Genomic DNA, 17,830 nt, shown 5'->3' on the forward strand with positions numbered 1-17,830 from the left:
ATGAAAATGCGCATGGTGATGATCGGCCTGTTCTGGGCGAGTGGCACGCTGGCAGCAGCCGGCCTGCCCGACAACCTGACCCCGGTGGGAGCCGAGCGTGCTGCCAGCCCCGACGGGCGCATCCCGGCCTGGCAAGGTGGGTTGAGCGCGGCTCAGCAACGCCTGGGCGACAACGGCACGCCGCTGGATCCGTTTGCCGATGAGCAGCCTCTGTACCGGATCACGGCCGCCAACTACCGGCAGTACCGAGGTCAGCTTACCGACGGCCAGGTGGCCTTGCTCAAACGCTTCCCAGCCAGCCTGAGCTTGCCGGTGTATCCCACCCACCGCAGTGTTGCGGTACCCGACGCGGTCGCGGCATCGGCCGCCCGCAACGCCGAGCAGGCGCAGCTGGATGACCAGGGCAACGGTGTGCGCGGTTTCACTGGCGTTATCGCCTTTGCGCAGCCAACCAACGGCCTGGAGGTGATCTGGAACCACCTGACCCGGCATCGCAACGTGAGTTACAGCCTGAGCTCCGACAGCGTCACGCCGCTGAAGAATGGCCGCTTCGTGCTGATGAGCGCGCGTCAGGAAGTGGCCCGGCCCGAAGGTTTGGCCAACCTGGGGGCGGGCAATGTACTTTATTACTTCACCTACCGCATGACGGCGCCCTCGCGGCTTGCCGGCGATGCGATGGTGGTGCATGAGACACTGGACCAGGTCGCCGAACCGCGTTTGTCCTGGGTGTACAGCGCCAGCCAGCGGCGGGTACGACGGGCGCCGAACATCGCCTATGACACCACTGGCCCTGGCACCGCCGGCCTGCGGACCGCCGACAGTCGCGACATGTTCAATGGCGCGCCTGACCGGTATGACTGGAAGCTGCTGGGCAAGCAGACGCTGCACGTGCCCTACAACAGCTACCGCTTGGCATCGCCTGAGCTGCGCTATGCGGACCTGATCAAGCCAGGCCACATCGACCCGGCACCAACCCGCTACGAACTGCACCGGGTATGGGTCGTGGAGGCGACGTTGAAGCCCGGGGCGCAGCATATCTACGCCAAGCGCCGGTTCTACCTGGATGAAGACACCTGGGCCATTCTCGAAACAGACAGCTACGACGCGCGTGGCGAGCTGTGGCGCACCTCCCAGGCCCATGGTTTCTTTCACCCCGGCGGCCAGGTGGCAGTCAACGCCATGGAGGTTACCTACGACCTCAAGAGTGGCCGCTACCATGCATCGGGCTTGATCAACGAGCAGCGTCGGCCCTTTGCCTTCAATGTGCGCACCAGCCTTTCGTACTTCTCGCCCGGCGCCCTGCGCAGCTTTGGTGTGCGCTGATGGGCGTGCCTGAACCACGGCCTGACTGGTCGCGGCGGCTGTTGGGGCAGGGTGAGGCGCCTGATCCGCGCTTCACGCTGGCCAACGAACGTACCTTCCTGGCCTGGGTCCGGACCGCGCTGGCGCTGCTGGGTGGCGCAATCGCCATCGAAACTTTCGCCGGCCACGTCCTCGAGACACCCCTGCGGCTGTGGCTGGTCGCTGGCCTGATGCTGCTGAGTGCATTGCTGAGCGCTGGCGCCTGCCTGCGCTGGCTGCGGGTAGAGCGGGCATTGCGTCAGCGACGTCCGTTGCCGTTGCCGGCACTGGTGCCCTTGTTGGCGCTGGGCTGCCTGGTCGCTGTACTGCTGGCAGGTCTCGTCCTGTGGCCACGCTGGCATGGGTGATCCGGGCCTGCAGGCAGAACGCACCGAGTTGGCCTGGCGGCGCACTGTGCTGGCGCTGGTGGTGGTGGCGGGGTTGGCCTGTCGTCAGGGCGATGTGTACGTGCTGGCATTGGCGGGCGTGGCCGCGCTGGCGCTGCAGGCCCGCCAAGGGCGGCGTTACGAACGGGGCCTGGCGATGTTGCAAGCCGAACGCGGCCAGCCTGCACCGTGGGGAGTGCTGGCACTGGGTAGCGTGGTGTGGCTCATGGCATTGGCAGGCTTGTGCCGGTTGGCGAAGGGCGGCTGAGCACAGTGCCGGCGCCGCCCGCTGCCGCTCAGGGCGTGACGATATTGAAGCGCGAATCAGCCTCTTCCAGCCCCCCCATGAATTGCAGGAACTTCACCCGCTCGCCTTTGATTTCGATTGCCCCTGCTGTGGCTTCCTTGAGAAAGCCTGTCTGCTTCAAGGCAATGCTGTCCAGTGTCTGTTTGCGCATGATGACCTCTACATCGGCCTTGGCGTGGCGCGCCAGGTCGCGGTGGGTGAGGACGCCGTTGCGCAGGGTGAGGGCGTAGTCTTCGTCCAGGTCGGAAAACCGCCAGTTGATGGTCAGGTTGCTATCGGCAGCCTTGTAGGCATTCACCCGCACGCCCAGGTAGTCGAAAAACAGGCTGGGTGTCAGGGCCCGCACCATGTCATCGGCGTTGCCGCCGCTACCCGCACCGGCGGCAACGCCTGAGCGCAATTCCTGCGCGCCACTGAGGTAGGCATTGCGCCAGGTGGCGTTCTCACTCTGGTAACCCAGTTGCTCCAGCGCGTCGGCCTGCAGTTCGCGGGCCTCGGTGTTGTCTGGCTCGGCGAATACCAGGTGGTTGACCAATTGCGCCACCCAGCGATAGTCGCCCTCGGCGAAGGCCTGGCGGGCCTGGGTCAGCACCTGATCGGCACCCCCCATCGCCGCCACGTAACGCTTGCCGGCCGCTTGCGGTGGCAATGGGTCGAGGTTGGCCGGGTTGCCGTCGTAGAACCCCATGTAGCGTTGATAGACGGCCCTGACGTTATGGCTGAGCGAGCCGTAGTAGTCGCGGCTGTACCATTTGCTTGCCAGGCGCGGCGGCAGGCTGGCCAGGGTCTGGGCAATTTCCATGGGGGTCTGGCCCTGATTGATCAGGCGCAAGGTCTGGCTGTCGATGAAGGCATACATATCGCGCTGGTCGGCCAGGTAGTCGCGGATGGCCGCACCACCCCAAGTGGGCCAGTGATGCTGGGCGAACACCACCTCGGCCTGCTCGCCGTAGCGCACCAGCGATTGGTCCAGGTAATGGGCCCACACTTTCGGATCGCGCACCAGGGCCCCGCGCAGCGTCAGTACGTTGTGCTGCACATGGGTGGCGTTCTCGGCCATGCACAGTGCCCTGAGCGCCGGGAAATAAATGTTCATTTCCGCCGGCGCCTCGGTGCCCGGGGTCAGCTGGAACTCCACCTCCACGCCGCTCAGGGTCATGCGTTGCAGCGGTTGGCTGATTTCGAGCGTCGGCGCGATTAGGCTGACAGTGGCATTGGCCGGCACGCCCTTGCCCAGTCCGGCATCCACCTGGCCTCGCGGCCCACGGGGCAGGGGGGCGCCGTACATGTACTGGGCGCGGCGTTTCATGGCCGGTCCGGCCAGCACGTTTTCGCCGATGGCATGTTCGAAGAACCCCTCGGGCGCGATGACCTGGACTTTGCCAGCCTTGACGTCCGCCTCGTTGATCACCCCGCGCACGCCGCCGAAATGGTCGACGTGCGGGTGGGTGTAGATCACCGTGGTCACCGGCTTGCGCGGGCGGTGCTTGAAGTACAGTTCGAGGCCCGCCTTGGCAGTCTCCACGGCAAGCAGCGGGTCAAGCACAATCAGCCCGTCCTTCCCTTCGACGATGGTCATGTTGGCCAGGTCCAGGCCGCGAAGCTGGTAGATGCCCTCGGTGACCTTGAACAGCCCGGCGATGTTGTTCAACTGAGCGAGTCGCCACAAGCTCGGGTTTACCGTGGCAGGGGACTGCGCCGGCGCCAGAAAAGCATACTGGGCCAGGTTCCATACGGTCTTGCCATCGGCCGTCGCGACTGGCCCGTCGAACCGCTCGACCAGCCCACGCCGGGCTGTTTCGTAATCGACGCGATCCTCGAAGGGCAACCGTTGCAGCCACTGCTGGTTGCTGGCCTGAGTGGCCGGGGTGGCATCCTTGGCCGCTGTTGCGCCCAGGCTCGGAAGGGGGGCCAGCAGGGCAAGCGCCAGCATCGACAGTGAAAAGCGCATGGGATTTCCTTGTTGTTCTTGAGGCAGAACACTCTAGGGGAGGGGCTTGCGCACCAGCCAATACCAGAGCGGCATGGCCGCTATCGCGTTTCCTGATGGCTTCAGGCGGGGGGGAGCGTGAGGATCTGTTCGACCAGCCAGGCCAGGGCGGGGTCGTGCTGACGGTGGCTCAGGTGCACCACTTCCAATTCGAAAGGCTCCAGGGCAAATGGCAGTTCGTGCACCGCCAATGGCAGCAGGTGCGCAAACTGCTGCGCCAGTTGCCGCGGCAGCACCACACACATGTCGGTGGCTGCGGCCAGATGGGCGGCCTGCAGGTAGTTGGGCGTGGTATAGGCGATTTGCCGGGTCAGGCCTTGCTCGGCCAGCCACTGGTCGACCATGCCCCGGGTCTGGCCGCCGTGCACCCAGATGTGCCGCAAGCCCAGGAATGCGTCGAGGTCCAGTGCCTGGCCCGGCGCCAGGTGCGGGTGCTGCTGGCGCAGCGCGATCTGCAGGGTTTCACGGCGCCAGGGGTGGCGGGTGAAGCGCGCCGGCACCTCGTCGAAACGGCCCAGTACCAGGTCGAGGTCGCCCCGGTCCAGCGCCTCGGCCGGCAGGTTGGGGGCCAGGTGCACCACGTCGATGCGCACGTTGGGTGCCAGTAGCTCCAGCCGCGCCAGGAGTGGCGGCATGCACAGCTGTTCGACGAAATCGGTGAGGGCGATGCGCAGCTGGCGATGGCTGCGCTGAGGCTCGAAACCATCGCCGGTGCCCAGCGTCTGCTCGATCTGCTGTAACGCCGCACGTATCGGCCCCTCCAGTGCCAAGGCCCGTGGCGTCGGGCGCATGCGCCGGCCCACGCGGACCAGCAGCGGGTCGCCCAGCTGGTCACGCAGGCGCGCCAGGGCATTGCTCACGGTCGGCTGGGTCAGGGCCAGACGCTCGGCTGCCCGGGATACATTCTGTTCACGCAGCAACATGTCGAAGACGCGCAGCAGGTTCAGGTCGAAGTTCGAAATATTCATGCTGAAAATATATGGCATACGAAATGGAAATTTCAAAAATACCTTCGGCCTGCTTAGGGTGATCACAGTCCTCATACCTACAAGAAAGCAGGAGCGTTGCGCGTGAATACTCCCTTCCCGATCAATCAGGTGGCTGTGATAGGTGCAGGCACCATGGGCCGCGGCATCGTCATCAGCCTGGCCAACGCCGGGCTGTCGGTGCTGTGGCTGGACTGCAACGCGGCAGCGCTCGAAGCCGGGCTGGGCATGGTCAGCCAGGCCTGGGCCCAGCAGGTGGACAAGCAGCGCATCACCCAGGCCCAGGCCGACGCCTGCCTGGCGCGTGTGCAGGCAGTGGACGGCTATCCGGCGTTGGCGGAGGCCGACCTGGTGATTGAAGCGGTGTATGAAAACCTGGCGCTCAAGCAGGAAATCTTCCGTGCACTGGATGCACACCTCAAGCCACGGGCGATCCTGGCCAGCAACACCTCGGCGCTGGACATCGACGCGATTGCCGCCGTCACCCAGCGGCCGTCCCAGGTCCTGGGGCTGCATTTCTTCAGCCCTGCGCATGTCATGAAGCTGCTCGAAATCGTGCGTGGGACGCACACCGATCAGAAGGTGCTCGATGCCGCCAAAGCGCTGGGCGAGCGCATGGGCAAGGTGGCGATCGTGGCAGGCAACTGCCCTGGTTTCATTGGCAATCGCATGTTGCGCAGCTATGTGGGCGAAGCGCGCAAGTTGCTGCTTGAAGGGGCGTTGCCTCACCAGGTGGATGCGGTACTGCAGCAGTTCGGCTTCGCCATGGGGCCGTTCCGCATGTACGACGTGGTGGGCATCGACCTGGAGTGGCGCGCCCGGCAGTTGGCCGGGCAAGGCATGCACGACCCGCTGGTGCAGGTCGATAATGCGCTGTGCGAGCTCGGCCGCCTTGGGCAGAAGACCGGGCAGGGCTATTACCGCTATGCCCCCGGCAGCCGGCAGGCCGAGCATGACCCGCAGGTCGACGCGTTGGTGCTGCAGGTGTCCCAGAACCTTGGCTACCGACGTCGGGGCATCAGTGCCGAGGAAATCCTCGAACGTTGCCTGCTGGCACTGGTCAACGAAGGGGCGAAGGTTCTCCAGGAAGGTATCGCCGCCAGCAGCAGCGACATCGACCGGGTCTGGCTCCACGGCTATGGCTTCCCGGCTGCCACTGGCGGGCCCATGCGCTGGGCTGACGAGCAGGGGGCGCCGTTTATCCTGGCCCGGCTGGAATACCTACAGGGCGTGCTTGGCGAGCATTGGCGCCCGGCAGGGCTGCTCTACTCACTCGTGGCCGGTGGCAAGCGTTTCGAACCGCGTGGGGAGGTTCAGGCATGAACTACCAGGCGCCCCTTCGCGACATGCGTTTCGTGCTGCATGAACTGTTCGACCTGAGCGGACATTGCCAGCAACTCGGTATCGAACTGGACCGCGACACCCTCGACGGCATCCTTGAGGAGGCCGCACGCTTCACTGGCCAAATCATCGCACCGCTCAATCGCAACAGTGACGAACAGGGCTGTCAGTGGGTGGGCGGTGAGGTCACCACCCCGGACGGCATGCGGGACGCCTATCGGCAATACGTCGAACATGGCTGGGCCAGCATGACCGGGCCGCAGGCCTATGGTGGGCAGGGTCTGCCGCAGATGGCATCGGCCAGCTTCCATGAAATGCTGATGGCGGCGTCGTTGTCGTTCCGCATCTACTCCGGCCTGACCGAGGGCGCGGTCCTGGCGTTGCATCGCCATGGCAGCGAGCCACTCAAGCAGGCTTACCTGAGCCGTATGGTCAGTGGCGAGTGGGCCGGCACCATGTGCCTGACCGAGCCGCAGGCCGGCACCGACCTGGCGTTGCTGCGTACCCGCGCCCATCCGGAAGCGGACGGCAGCTACCGCATTACCGGCAGCAAGATATTCATCAGTGGTGGCGAGCAGGACCTGACCGACAACATTGTTCATCTGGTACTCGCGCGCCTGCCTGATGCGCCGGCCGGTGTCAGGGGCATCAGCCTGTTCCTGGTGCCCAAGCTGCTGCCCGGTGGCGAGCGCAATGCGCTGTGCTGCGGGGCGCTGGAGCACAAGATGGGCATCAAGGGGGCCTCGACCTGCGTGATGAACTTCGACGGTGCCCAGGGCTGGCTGGTGGGGGAGGCCAACCAGGGCCTGGCCTGCATGTTCACCATGATGAACGATGCCCGCTTCCAGGTCGGCCTGCAGGGGCTTGGTATTGCCGAGGCCGCTTTTCAGGGAGGGCTGGCCTACGCCCGGGAGCGTCTGCAGTCGCGCTCGCTTGCCGGGCCGGTGGCAGCGGAAAAGCCTGCCGATCCGATCATCGTCCATCCAGACGTGCGGCGTATGCTGCTGACCCAGAAGTCCCTTACCGAGGGCTGTCGCATGCTGGGCATCTACACCGCTCGGCAACTGGACCTGGAGCATGCTGCGAAAAGTGCACCGGCGCGCCAGGCCGCAGCTCGGCGGGCGGCGTTGCTGATCCCTATCGTCAAGGCGTTCTTCACCGACGTCGGTCAGGAAGTCGCAAGTCTTGGGGTGCAGGTGTACGGCGGTCACGGCTACATCCGCGAGTGGGGCATGGAGCAGTTGATGCGCGATAGCCGCATCACCCAGCTTTATGAAGGCACCAACGGCATACAGGCCCTCGACCTGATACGACGCAAGGTCCTCGGGGACGGCGGGGCCGAGCTCAATCTGCTGATCGACGAAATGGCGTTGCACGTCAGGGCTGCCAATGCGCTCGACGGCCTGCAGTCCATGGCGACGGCTGTGGGTCAACGTTTGGAGGAGTGGCGCGCCTTGTCCGCCCACGTGGTCGAGGCCTGTGAACGTGACCCTCAGGAGTCAGGGGCAGTGTCGGTTGATTTTCTTGCCTACTCGGCCTACGTGCTGTTGGCGGCGATGTGGTTGCAAGCGGCTGTGTGCGCTCAAGCAACGCTTGTCGCCGGCAGCGCGGAAACAGCCTTCTACAGGGCCAAGCTTGACGCCGCAACGTTCTACTGGCGGCGGCTCCTGCCCCGCGCCACTGCTCACCGCGAGGCCCTGCTGGGTGGCGCAGATTGCCTGATGGCGCTACCGGCGAGCGATTTCGCGTTCTAGCGCACGGCAAACCACACGAACAAGGAGAGTGCGATGCAGCCTTTCAGCTTTGCCACCACTGCGCAGATCCTCTGCGAACCTGGCGCGGTGCAGCGCCTTGCAGGTCTGTGCCGTGAGCGCGGTGCCAAGCGTGTTTTGATTGTCAGTGACCCGGGTATCGCCCGCCTTGGCATGCTCGATGACCTGCTGCCGGGGTTCACGGCAGCCAAGGTCGGTGTGGCGATCTTCAGTGAGGTTACGGCCGACCCCAGCGAGGCATGCGTGCTGGCGGCCGCCCAGCGCGCCCGGCATATCGGCGCCGACCTGGTGGTGGGGTTCGGCGGCGGCAGCTCGATGGATGTGGCCAAGCTGGTTGCGCTGCTGGCCCACCGCGATTGTTCGCAGCCCATCGCCGAGCTGTACGGCATCGACAGGGCCAAGGGCCGCCGACTGCCGTTGATCCAGGTGCCCACCACGGCAGGTACCGGTTCGGAGGTGACGCCGATCGCCATCGTCACCACCGGCGCCACCACCAAGATGGGCATTGTTTCGCCGCTGCTGTTGCCAGACCTGGCAGTGCTCGACGCCGTCTGCACCCTCGGCCTGCCATCGGCGGTGACTGCTGCTACCGGTATCGATGCCATGGTGCATGCCATCGAAGCCTATACCAGCCGCCTCAAACGTAACCCGCTGTCCAGCCTGCTGGCCCGTGAGGCGCTGCGGCTGCTGGCGGATAACCTTGACCAGGCTGTGCACAACGGCGGCAACCTGCAGGCCCGCCAGGCCATGCTGCTGGGGGCTTGCCTGGCCGGCCAGGCCTTTGCCAATGCACCGGTGGCGGCGGTGCATGCCCTGGCCTATCCGCTGGGTGGGCACTTTCATGTTCCCCATGGCCTGGCCAACGCGCTGGTGTTGCCGCATGTGCTGCGCTTCAACCTGCCGGTGGCGGCAGTGGACTACGCCGAATTGGCCGTGCCGCTGTTGGGGGCCCGTTTGCAGCCCGGTGATCAGCGCCAGCAGGCAGAACAATTCGTGGCCGAGCTGGCCGCGCTGAGCAGCCGCTGCGGGTTACCTGACCGCCTGCGCGACGCCGATGTACCGCGTCATCGGCTTGGCCAGCTGGCCGAAGACGCGATGCAACAGCAGCGCCTTTTGGTCAATAACCCGCGTGAAGTCACCCAGGCCGATGCGTTGGCCATCTATGAGGCAGCCTACTGATGAACCACCTCCGGCGACGTGAACACTATCGGCACTACACGCCCATAACCACTCGGTGGCACGACAACGATGTCTATGGCCACGTGAACAACGTGGTCTATTACAGCTTTTTCGACAGCGCCGTGAACCGCCTGCTGGTGCGGGAGGGCGGGTTGGATATCGACCAGGGGAGGGTGATCGCGCTGGTGGTCAGCTCCGCCTGCGACTACCAGGCGCCGCTGGCCTTCCCGCATGACATCGAAGTGGGCCTTGCGGTGAGCCGGTTGGGCAACACCTCGGTGCACTATCAGTTGGCGGTGTTCCTCTCCGGCCAGCCACTGGCCTGTGCCACCGGCCGCTTCGTCCATGTATTCGTCGACCGCGAAGGGCGGCGTCCGGTGCCGGTGCCTGACTGCCTACGGCATGTGTTGAGCGAACTGCAGCCCCTATCCTCTGAGGAACAGCCATCATGAAAGATGCCGTGATCGTCGCCACTGCTCGCACCCCTATCGGCAAAGCCATGCGTGGCGCCTTCAACGACCTGAAAACCCCCAGCATGACGGCTGTCGCTATCCGCGCCGCAGTAGAACGTGCTGGCATCGAACCGGCGCAGGTCGATGACCTGGTGCTGGGGACTGCCATGCAGAGCGGCACTGCCGCGATCAACCCGGGTCGGCTGTCGGCGCTGGCCGCCGGCCTGCCCCAATCGGTCAGCGGTCAGACCGTCGACCGCCAGTGTGCTTCAGGCCTGATGGCCATTGCCACGGCGGCGAAGCAGATCATGGTTGATGGCATGCAGGTGACCATTGGCGCAGGTCAGGAGCAGATCAGCCTGGTGCAGCAGGTGCACAACCAGCTGGCCAGTGAGGCTTATGACCCCGCGGTATTGCGCATGAGCGAGCATGCCTACATGCCGATGCTGCAAACGGCCGAACGGGTGGCCCGGCGTTATGGCATAAGCCGCGAAGCACAGGATGTCTACGCCCTGCAGTCTCAGCAGCGCACGGCGGCGGCGCAGGCGGCGGGGTTGTTCGCCGCTGAAATCGTGCCGGTGATCGCACGCAAGAAGGTGGTGGACAAGCTGACAGGTGTCGTCAGCCATGAAGAGGTGCGCCTGACCCAGGACGAAGGGAACCGGCCGGCGACGACCCTGGCCGATCTGCAGGGGCTCAAGCCCGTGGTCGAAGGCGGTTGTGTCACGGCCGGCAATGCCAGTCAGCTGTCCGATGGCGCCAGTGCCTGCGTGCTGATGGAAGGTGCGCTGGCGGCGCGCTCGGGCATCGCGGCCCTGGGGCTTTACCGCGGTATCGCCGTGGCTGGCCTGGCCCCCGAGGAAATGGGCATCGGCCCGGTGTTGGCGGTGCCCAAGCTACTGCGCCAGCAGGGCCTGACGGTAGACGATATCGGGCTATGGGAGCTGAATGAGGCGTTTGCCTGCCAGGTGCTGTATTGCGCCCAGCAGTTGCAGATCGACCCGGCGAAACTGAACGTCAACGGCGGCGCCATTGCTATCGGCCACCCCTATGGCATGAGCGGCGCGCGGATGGTCGGCCATGCCTTGCTGGAGGGCAAGCGACGTAAGGTGAAGTACGTGGTCGTGACGATGTGCGTGGGCGGCGGCATGGGCGCAGCGGGCCTGTTCGAAGTGCTTTAGGCCGGTACCCAAGGCCAGCCCATGGCGCTGACCGGGACGCAGGCGCAACTCGCGCCCACAGTGTCCCGGCCAGGGCTGGTTATGAGCCTACAGCAACCGCGTGACGCGGAGCCGGCTGTGGCAATTGGCGGAAGCCTTCACGGATGGCAGCGATCAGTTCCGCGTCCTTGACGGGGCACAACCCGGGGAAAGGTTTGTTGGCATGGGTGAGCACGGCTTCGACGCTTTCCTGGTTATCCAGGTAAACCTGCCTGATTGCCTGGCTTTCCAGGTCCTTGCTGTTGCTGCAGTTCAGGGCGTGGTGAATGGCGAGCCCGGCGCCAAACGCCAGGGCCGGGGTTGCAATACCGTGCTTGCGGGCAAGGTCGATGCTGCTGAGGATGCGTTCGTTGCGTTGCAGCTTGCGCAAGGGGTCGCGGCCTACCCGGGCGCAGGGGTCTTTGAACGAGGTTTTGCAGCGCTCGAGAAATGCCTCGGCAAAGCGGCTGACCACCTCGGCCATCTGTGGGTATTCGGCCACCAGTGCGGGCGCGACCTCCTGGCGAATCAGGCGCTCGGCCAGTTCACTCACCCGCGCATCGCCCATGCCCTGGCCGACCCAGGCATGGCCCAGCAGGCTGGCGTACCAGGCCACGATGGCATGCGGGCCGTTCCACAGTCGGTTCTTGATGATCTGGATCTGGGCAATGTCTGGCACTGTCTTCACCTGGCGCAGGCGTTCGAGCAGATCGCTGCCGCGCTCCGCGTAAAGCGGCATGTCGGCTTCACTGTTGAACAGCACCAGATGCAGCTGGCTCATGGCGCTGCTGGGCTGTGCAAAAGGCCTGAAGTGGCCGATCAGCCGTTCGTACTCCGGTAGCGGCGCTGAAGGTTTGCGCGTGCTTGCGGGCTCGTCTTCCAGGCTGTTCTGGAACATCTGCGACTTGATGCGCAGCTGCCGTACCAGCGCGTCATTGCCCAGTTTGGACACGATGCGGCTGACCACCGTTTCGGCGAAATGGGTCTTCTGCAAAACCTGCTCGCTGATCGCAGGCGGGCACAGTAGCGACAACTCGGCTTGCACATGACGCCGCACGAACGCTGCACCGCCAACCTTGTTCAGCACGATCAGCAGGGTCAGCTCGCGGCCTCGGCGCTCGAAGCGTTGCAGCAGGCCTTGGGCGATCACCCTGGCCTGGCTTCTGATGGCCTGCTCGGGCAGGCTCAGGCCGATGATTTCGGCAGTGGTGTACATGCCGATCACGGCGTCGTCATCGTCCATGTCGATCATGCGCACGTTGTCGATGGTCTGGTCGAACGATGTGGCACCGTAGCGCACGCTGTAGCGGCCGAAGGCGCTGACGCTTTCGCGCAGCATGCGCGAGCGGGTTGCGGCAATGATTTCACGCGGTCGGGTGTAGCCGTCCCAATGGGAAAATACCTGCGTCAGGTAACCGCCGCCGATGGCGCCGAAACCATGAATGCCCACGCTGAACTGGTTCATCGAGGCCGGGAACGGCTCGCTCAATGCAGGCATGCCCAGGTCGGGTACGCACTCGCTCAGGTCGGCGAGAAATTCATGCATGCTGCGGTAGGCTTTGAGCGCGCCTGCCTTGATTTCCGGCGCAGGCGGCTTGATGTCCTCGATCAGGATCGCCTGCCCTTCGGCGCGCATCGCTGACAGCATGCCGTTTTCCGAGTCCTCGACCATGAAGCACTGGCCTGGCTCGCAATTGAGCGCGCGGGCGGCTTTCAGGAAAATCTCGGGGTGGGGTTTGCCTTGGCCCACTTCATCGCCACAAACGGTGATGTCGAAGTACTTCAGCACGTTGGCGTTGATCAGGTATTCCTCGGCGATGGCACGGCGGCTGGACGTGGCCACCGCCATGGTCAGGCCTGATTTGCGCAGGCGCTCCAGCACCTCCAGCAGGCCGGCCTTGATCGGTACGCCGTGATTGCGCACATACTCCAGTTCAAGTTCATCCGCGCGTTGGCGGATTTGTGCGTAAGGGAAGTCTTCGCCGTTATGCGCCTTGGCGAGGGCTTCGGCCTTTTTTGCGCTCAGGCCCAGCGAGCCAATCAGGGTCTGCTCGCTCAGCGCTTTGCCGAAGATTTCCAGAGAAGCTTGCTTGAGTGTCCTGAAGCGCAGGCGCTCGGTGTCGAAGAGGGTGCCATCCATATCGAAGATGGCGCTGAAAATCTGTTTACCGTGAAAGAAAAGCATTGGCTGTTGCCCCTTGTCGTTGCGTCAGGCATCTCGCCTGCAACAGGCGAGAACGGTGTGTGAGCTGCAGTGGGGGCAGTCAGGTCGGGGGCACACGTTCGACAGGGGGACGCTCAGGAGTGACGCAGAGGTAAGGCGGGGCGGAGCGGGGCGTGCAGAGGAGGTTGGCAACCGTTGAGGCGAGGCGGGTGGCGCGTTTGGCCTTGAGGTCACGCCCACTGGCTGCAGTCGGTTTCGCAGGCAGTGGGCGCAAATAGCGATGGATACGTGTGATTCCAAGCATGAGGTGCTTTGCTTCCTTTTCGTCATGGGTGATCCTTTTTCAGCCTTGCACGTATGCGCCGCGACATGCAAGGCTTGGCCTCCCGCTCGCATTACGCAACAAGGTGAACCCCAATGACCCAAGCTACCGACCAGGCCTTTTACGATCGTGCCGATGCGCACATCGAACTGGCGAACCAGCAGATCGAAAAGTTCGAGGACCTGGGCAAGGTAAGCGCCTCGCTGACCTTCGGTGCCGCGCGCTTCAGCGCCTGGATGAGCGCCCGCAGCTTCAAGAGCGGCGCGGAGCTGGGCGCGGCACGGGAAGAGATTCTGAAGTACTTCTGCGATAAGTACCGGATGATGCTCGAGGACAACCTCGATGAGCATATCGAGCATTTTGACCGGTACATGCTGGGTAAGAACGACTAAGGCCGCGCGCGGCTTCCTTCAGCGATTTGGCCATTTCTGCAGCAGGATCGAAACGAATTTCTCCGCAGCCGGCGACAGCGATGCGCCGCGCCGGTACACCAGCCCTAGCGTGCGGGTGACTTGCGGCTCGATCAACGGCACGCTCACCAGCGTGGGGTGGTCGGCATTGGGCATGGCCAGGCTGGGCATGGCGGACACGCCCAGCCCGGCCTCGACCATGCCCAGCGACGTGGACAGGTGTTGCACTTCGTAGAACCACTTGGGCCGCAGGTTGAGCCCGGACAACGCATGGTCCAGCAGCATGCGGTTGCCACTCAGGCGGCCGACGCCGATCAGGCGGTAATCAGCCAGCTCTGTCCAGGTAACGGAGGCGCGATTCGCCAGTGGGTGGTCACGCCGGCAGGCCAGTACAAAGTGCTCCTGCACCAGCGAGACAAACTCGATGTCCGGGTGCTGGCCACTCATCATGTTGATGCCGAAGTCGGCCTCGCCGCGCAGCACGGCTTCGAGCCCGTCGTTGGCGCTAAGGTCCAGCAGGCGAATGCGGATTTTCGGGTATTGCTCGTTGTAATCGCGGATCACCGACGGCAGGAAGTAGAACGCCGCGGTAGGAATGCAGGCGAGGGTAACCTGACCGGTCTGGCGCTCGGCCAGCTCGCGGATGCTGAGGATCGAGTCTTCAAAATCATCCAGCAGGCGCCTGGCCTTGGGCAGGAAGTCGCGGCCCACGCTGGTCAGGCTGACCCGGCGAGTGGTGCGTTCCAGCAGCGAGGTGCCCAGGCCTTCCTCCAGTTTCTTGATCCGCCGGCTCAGGGCCGGCTGGGACAGGTGAAGCGCTTCTGCGGCCTCATGGAAACTGCCAAGTTCGGCGATTTTTACGAAAGATCTGATGTCTTGCAGCTCATATTCCATAAGAAACCTTCGACTGGCCTGGCGCTATATTGATGTTTGAATCGCAATAATAGCTACGATATTTGCATTGGATTGATTTATCCATCCCTGTCACTCTTTTGCTCACAGCATCAATGATGTCCATTGATCAACAAGAGTGCGAAATCATGCAACGAATTCCTTGCGTACTCATGCGCGGCGGTACCTCTAAAGGGCCGTTCTTCCACGCCTGGGACCTGCCTGCCAATGTGGTCGAGCGCGACGAGTTGCTGATCAACCTCATGGGCTCTGGCCATGAGCTGGAAATCGACGGCATCGGTGGCGGCAGCCCGCAGACCAGCAAAGTGGCGATCATCAGCCCGTCATTGCATGCCGACGCCGACGTCGACTACCTGTTCGTGCAGGTGATGGTCGCACAGCGCCGGGTCGATACGGCCCCCAACTGCGGCAACATGCTGTGTGCGGTTGGGCCGTTCGCCATCGAACAGGGGTTGGTAAAAGGCCAGGAAGGCAAGACCTTGGTGCGCATTCGCAACCTCAACACCGGCACCTTCGTCAATTCGCTGGTCGAAACGCCCGGCGGTATCGTGCGCTACGAAGGCCGCACGGCGATCGATGGGGTACCGGGCACTGCCGCCCCGGTGCATCTGACCTTCCTCGACGCGGTCGGCAGCAAGACCGGCAAGCTGTTCCCCACGGGCAAGGCCCAGGACGTGATTGATGGCGTGCCGGTGACCTGCATCGACATGGCCATGCCGATGATGGTTGTGGAGGCCAGCCAGTTGGGTGTCAGCGGCTCGGAAACCCCGGCTCAGCTGGACGCCAACAGCGCGCTGCTCGAACGCCTGGAAGCGTTGCGGCTGAAGGCCGGAAAGGCCATGGGCCTGGGCGATGTCAGTGGCATGGTCATCCCCAAGCCAGTGCTGGTGTCCAAGCCGCGCTACGACGGCACGCTGCAGGTTCGCTATTTCATGCCGCACAACTGCCATCGTGCCTTGGCGATCACTGGAGCGGTGGGGCTGGCGACTGCCTGCGTCAGCCCTGGCACCGTGATTGCCGACCTGTTGGGCGAAGGCGCGCAGCAACTGGCCCAGGTCCGCCTGGAGCACCCAAGTGGCGGCATCGATGTTGCGCTGACGCGCAGCGGTGCCGAGGGCCAGACGATCCAGGCTTCGGTGGTGCGAACCGCCCGGCGGCTCTTCTCAGGGTTCGTCTACGCCCCTACATTCCGCAGGTTGGCCGGGTAGTTCCAGGCACCGATCCAGACCTGCACATTCGTAACAAGCGCATCCGCACAATTTCAACAATGGGTGATGCCATGAGACTCGCCAAATCGCTGTATTTCCAGATTCTCTGCGCCGTCCTGCTGGGCGTGGTGGTCGGACACTTCTGGGCGCAACAGGCCGTGGCCCTCAAGCCGCTGGGTGATGCGTTCATCAAGCTGATCAAGATGATGATCGCGCCGGTGGTGTTCTGCACCATCGTCACCGGCATCGCCGGCATGACCGACAAGCGTTCCCTGGGGCGCTTGATGAGCAAGACCCTGCTGCTGTTCCTGGGGCTGACGGTGGTCAGCCTGGTGATCGGACTGGCGGCGGTCTATCTGTTCAAGCCAGGTGCCGGCATGAACATCGATCCTGCCACCTTGAGCACAGCGGGCCTGAGCCAGTACACCGCGTCGGCCGCCAAGCTGAGCGTGGTGGACTTCTTCATGCACATCATCCCGGACACCTTCATCGGTGCCTTCAACAAGGGTGAGGTGTTGCCGGTCCTGTTCATCGCCGTACTCAGCGGTTTCGCTCTCTCGTCGATGGGCGAAAAGGGCAAGCCGGTACTGGATGTGCTGGAGTCGGCCTCGACCATGGTGTTCCGCATCTTCGGCTACCTGATGCGCTTTGCACCGGTCGGCGCTTTCGGCGCACTGGCATTCACCGTGGGCCAGTACGGGATTACGTCGCTTGGTGCGCTGGCCAAGCTGGTGGGGACGTTGTACATCGCCTGCGCCTTCTTCGTGCTGGTGGTGCTCGGTGGCATCTGCCGCGCCCATGGCTTCAGCCTGTGGAAGTTGCTGCGCTATTTCCGCGAAGAGTTCCTCGTGGTGCTGGGTACTTCCTCAACCGAGCCGGTGCTGCCGCGCATGCTTGAGAAACTCGAGAAGCTTGGGTGCAAGAAAGGCGTGGTTGGCCTGGTGCTGCCCACTGGCTACTCGTTCAACCTGGACGGTACTGCCATCTATCTGTCGTTGGCAGCCGTGTTCATCGCGCAGGCCTGCAACATCGACCTGAGCCTGGGCCAGGTGGTCACCATGCTGGCGATCATGCTGCTGTCCTCCAAGGGCGCGGCAGGTGTCACCGGCAGCGGTTTCGTGGCCTTGGCCTCGACCCTTACCGTGATCCACGACATTCCCCTGGCCGGCCTGGCCCTGTTGATCGGGGTCGACCGCTTCATGTCGGAAGCCCGTGCGCTGACGAGTCTTGCCAGCAACGCAGTGGCGACGGTGGTGGTTTCGTTGTCGGAAAACGCCTGTGACCGCCAGACGCTGCACAGCCGGCTGAACGGCGAGCCGGTGGTCACCCCCGTCGCTGAAACAGCCGACTGGGTCGCCGAACCACACCGCCACGGCTGAGCCCCGACACCCTCAAGCTTTTTGCAGGCCCCCACCAGGCGTTGCCGGGTGGGGGTCAGGGGGCCGTCTGCGCTGCAGGTGGCCACATAGACAATAAAAACAAGAGAACAAACCATGCTCGCACTTCTGGGCCTGATCATGGTGGTGACCTTCACCTACCTGATCATGAGTAAACGCCTGTCACCGATCGTCGCGCTGACCATCGTGCCGATTGTTTTCGCCCTTGTTGGCGGTTTCGCGCCAGACCTGGGCAAGATGATGCTCGATGGGCTGAAAATGGTCGCACCGTCTGCCGCGCTGCTGCTGTTCGCCATCCTGTTCTTCGGCCTGATGATCGACGCCGGCCTGTTCGACCCGCTGATCCGCAAGATCCTCAAGCGGGTGAATGGCGACCCGATCAAGATCGCCATCGGCACCGCCTTGCTGTCGCTGCTGGTGGCGCTGGACGGTGACGGCACCACGACTTACATGATTACCTGCGC

At 63.9% G+C, this 17,830-nt stretch carries 16 protein-coding genes; 12 read left to right on the top strand and 4 right to left on the bottom strand.

The window, feature by feature from the left end; translation table 11 throughout:
• Positions 1-12 precede the first annotated feature (12 nt).
• From ACF8FB_RS02710 to ACF8FB_RS02720, 3 genes are read left to right on the top strand one after another with little or no spacing between them, the layout of a single operon-like run.
• Positions 13-1,323, top strand: coding sequence for a DUF1329 domain-containing protein (locus tag ACF8FB_RS02710; protein ID WP_392510989.1), 1,311 nt, complete (start codon positions 13-15; stop codon positions 1,321-1,323).
• Positions 1,323-1,709 (top strand): YidH family protein, encoded by a 387-nt coding sequence (locus tag ACF8FB_RS02715; RefSeq protein WP_020191763.1) that lies wholly within the window; start codon positions 1,323-1,325, stop codon positions 1,707-1,709. Before ACF8FB_RS02710 ends, ACF8FB_RS02715 begins: the two co-directional genes overlap by 1 nt.
• Entirely contained in the window at positions 1,702-1,995 is a 294-nt protein-coding gene (locus ACF8FB_RS02720; protein ID WP_392510984.1) for a DUF202 domain-containing protein, read from the top strand. The genes ACF8FB_RS02715 and ACF8FB_RS02720 overlap by 8 nt, the downstream gene beginning before the upstream one ends.
• A gap of 28 nt (positions 1,996-2,023) precedes the next feature.
• Here the strand turns inward: ACF8FB_RS02720 and ACF8FB_RS02725 are convergent, their stop codons facing one another.
• Positions 2,024-3,985, bottom strand: coding sequence for an alkyl/aryl-sulfatase (locus ACF8FB_RS02725; RefSeq protein WP_392510985.1), 1,962 nt, complete (start codon positions 3,983-3,985; stop codon positions 2,024-2,026).
• 101 nt (positions 3,986-4,086) lie between these two features.
• Positions 4,087-5,010 carry a LysR family transcriptional regulator gene (locus ACF8FB_RS02730; protein ID WP_010953052.1) on the bottom strand — a complete coding sequence of 308 codons (924 nt, stop codon included), beginning with the start codon at positions 5,008-5,010 and terminating at the stop codon, positions 4,087-4,089.
• Positions 5,011-5,094: 84 nt separating this feature from the next.
• Here ACF8FB_RS02730 and ACF8FB_RS02735 point away from each other — a divergent pair, with 84 nt between their 5' ends.
• The 5 genes from ACF8FB_RS02735 to ACF8FB_RS02755 are packed head-to-tail and all read left to right on the top strand — an operon-like array spanning position 5,095 to position 10,935.
• Entirely contained in the window at positions 5,095-6,333 is a 1,239-nt protein-coding gene (locus ACF8FB_RS02735) for a 3-hydroxyacyl-CoA dehydrogenase NAD-binding domain-containing protein (protein WP_392509954.1), read from the top strand.
• Positions 6,330-8,105, top strand: a complete 1,776-nt coding sequence (locus tag ACF8FB_RS02740; RefSeq protein WP_392509953.1) for an acyl-CoA dehydrogenase C-terminal domain-containing protein — start codon at positions 6,330-6,332, stop codon at positions 8,103-8,105. Before ACF8FB_RS02735 ends, ACF8FB_RS02740 begins: the two co-directional genes overlap by 4 nt.
• Before the next feature lie 33 nt (positions 8,106-8,138).
• A complete protein-coding gene (locus tag ACF8FB_RS02745) occupies positions 8,139-9,302 on the top strand; it encodes an iron-containing alcohol dehydrogenase (RefSeq protein WP_020192317.1) in 1,164 nt (387 codons plus the stop codon).
• Positions 9,302-9,754, top strand: a complete 453-nt coding sequence (locus ACF8FB_RS02750; RefSeq protein ID WP_392510986.1) for an acyl-CoA thioesterase — start codon at positions 9,302-9,304, stop codon at positions 9,752-9,754. The genes ACF8FB_RS02745 and ACF8FB_RS02750 overlap by 1 nt, the downstream gene beginning before the upstream one ends.
• Positions 9,751-10,935, top strand: a complete 1,185-nt coding sequence (locus ACF8FB_RS02755; protein ID WP_010953057.1) for an acetyl-CoA C-acyltransferase — start codon at positions 9,751-9,753, stop codon at positions 10,933-10,935. Before ACF8FB_RS02750 ends, ACF8FB_RS02755 begins: the two co-directional genes overlap by 4 nt.
• 79 nt (positions 10,936-11,014) lie before the next feature.
• Here the strand turns inward: ACF8FB_RS02755 and mtlD are convergent, their stop codons facing one another.
• Positions 11,015-13,138 (bottom strand): bifunctional mannitol-1-phosphate dehydrogenase/phosphatase, encoded by a 2,124-nt coding sequence (gene mtlD / locus ACF8FB_RS02760; RefSeq protein ID WP_350297553.1) that lies wholly within the window; start codon positions 13,136-13,138, stop codon positions 11,015-11,017.
• A 396-nt stretch (positions 13,139-13,534) separates the two neighbouring features.
• Between mtlD and ACF8FB_RS02765 the strand changes: the two genes are divergently transcribed.
• Positions 13,535-13,831: a DUF3144 domain-containing protein gene (locus tag ACF8FB_RS02765; protein ID WP_392510987.1), complete on the top strand. Its 297-nt coding sequence runs from the start codon at positions 13,535-13,537 to the stop codon at positions 13,829-13,831.
• Positions 13,832-13,849: 18 nt separating this feature from the next.
• On the opposite strand, the gene ACF8FB_RS02770 is transcribed toward ACF8FB_RS02765, so the two are convergent.
• Positions 13,850-14,743 carry a LysR family transcriptional regulator gene (locus ACF8FB_RS02770; protein WP_003247268.1) on the bottom strand — a complete coding sequence of 298 codons (894 nt, stop codon included), beginning with the start codon at positions 14,741-14,743 and terminating at the stop codon, positions 13,850-13,852.
• A gap of 146 nt (positions 14,744-14,889) precedes the next feature.
• Between ACF8FB_RS02770 and ACF8FB_RS02775 the strand changes: the two genes are divergently transcribed.
• The 3 genes from ACF8FB_RS02775 to ACF8FB_RS02785 form a co-directional block, all read left to right on the top strand.
• On the top strand, positions 14,890-15,969 hold the full coding sequence (locus ACF8FB_RS02775) for a 4-oxalomesaconate tautomerase (protein WP_010953059.1): 1,080 nt from the start codon (positions 14,890-14,892) through the stop codon (positions 15,967-15,969).
• Positions 15,970-16,040: 71 nt separating this feature from the next.
• Positions 16,041-17,348 carry a dicarboxylate/amino acid:cation symporter gene (locus ACF8FB_RS02780; RefSeq protein WP_239607974.1) on the top strand — a complete coding sequence of 436 codons (1,308 nt, stop codon included), beginning with the start codon at positions 16,041-16,043 and terminating at the stop codon, positions 17,346-17,348.
• 114 nt (positions 17,349-17,462) lie between these two features.
• Positions 17,463-17,830, top strand: a 368-nt coding sequence (locus ACF8FB_RS02785) for an SLC13 family permease (protein ID WP_392510988.1), incomplete at its 3' end; no start/stop codon positions are given.

The sequence above is a fragment of the Pseudomonas sp. yb_2 genome (genome assembly GCF_043103905.1).
In the GTDB taxonomy this organism is placed as follows: domain Bacteria; phylum Pseudomonadota; class Gammaproteobacteria; order Pseudomonadales; family Pseudomonadaceae; genus Aquipseudomonas; species Aquipseudomonas alloputida.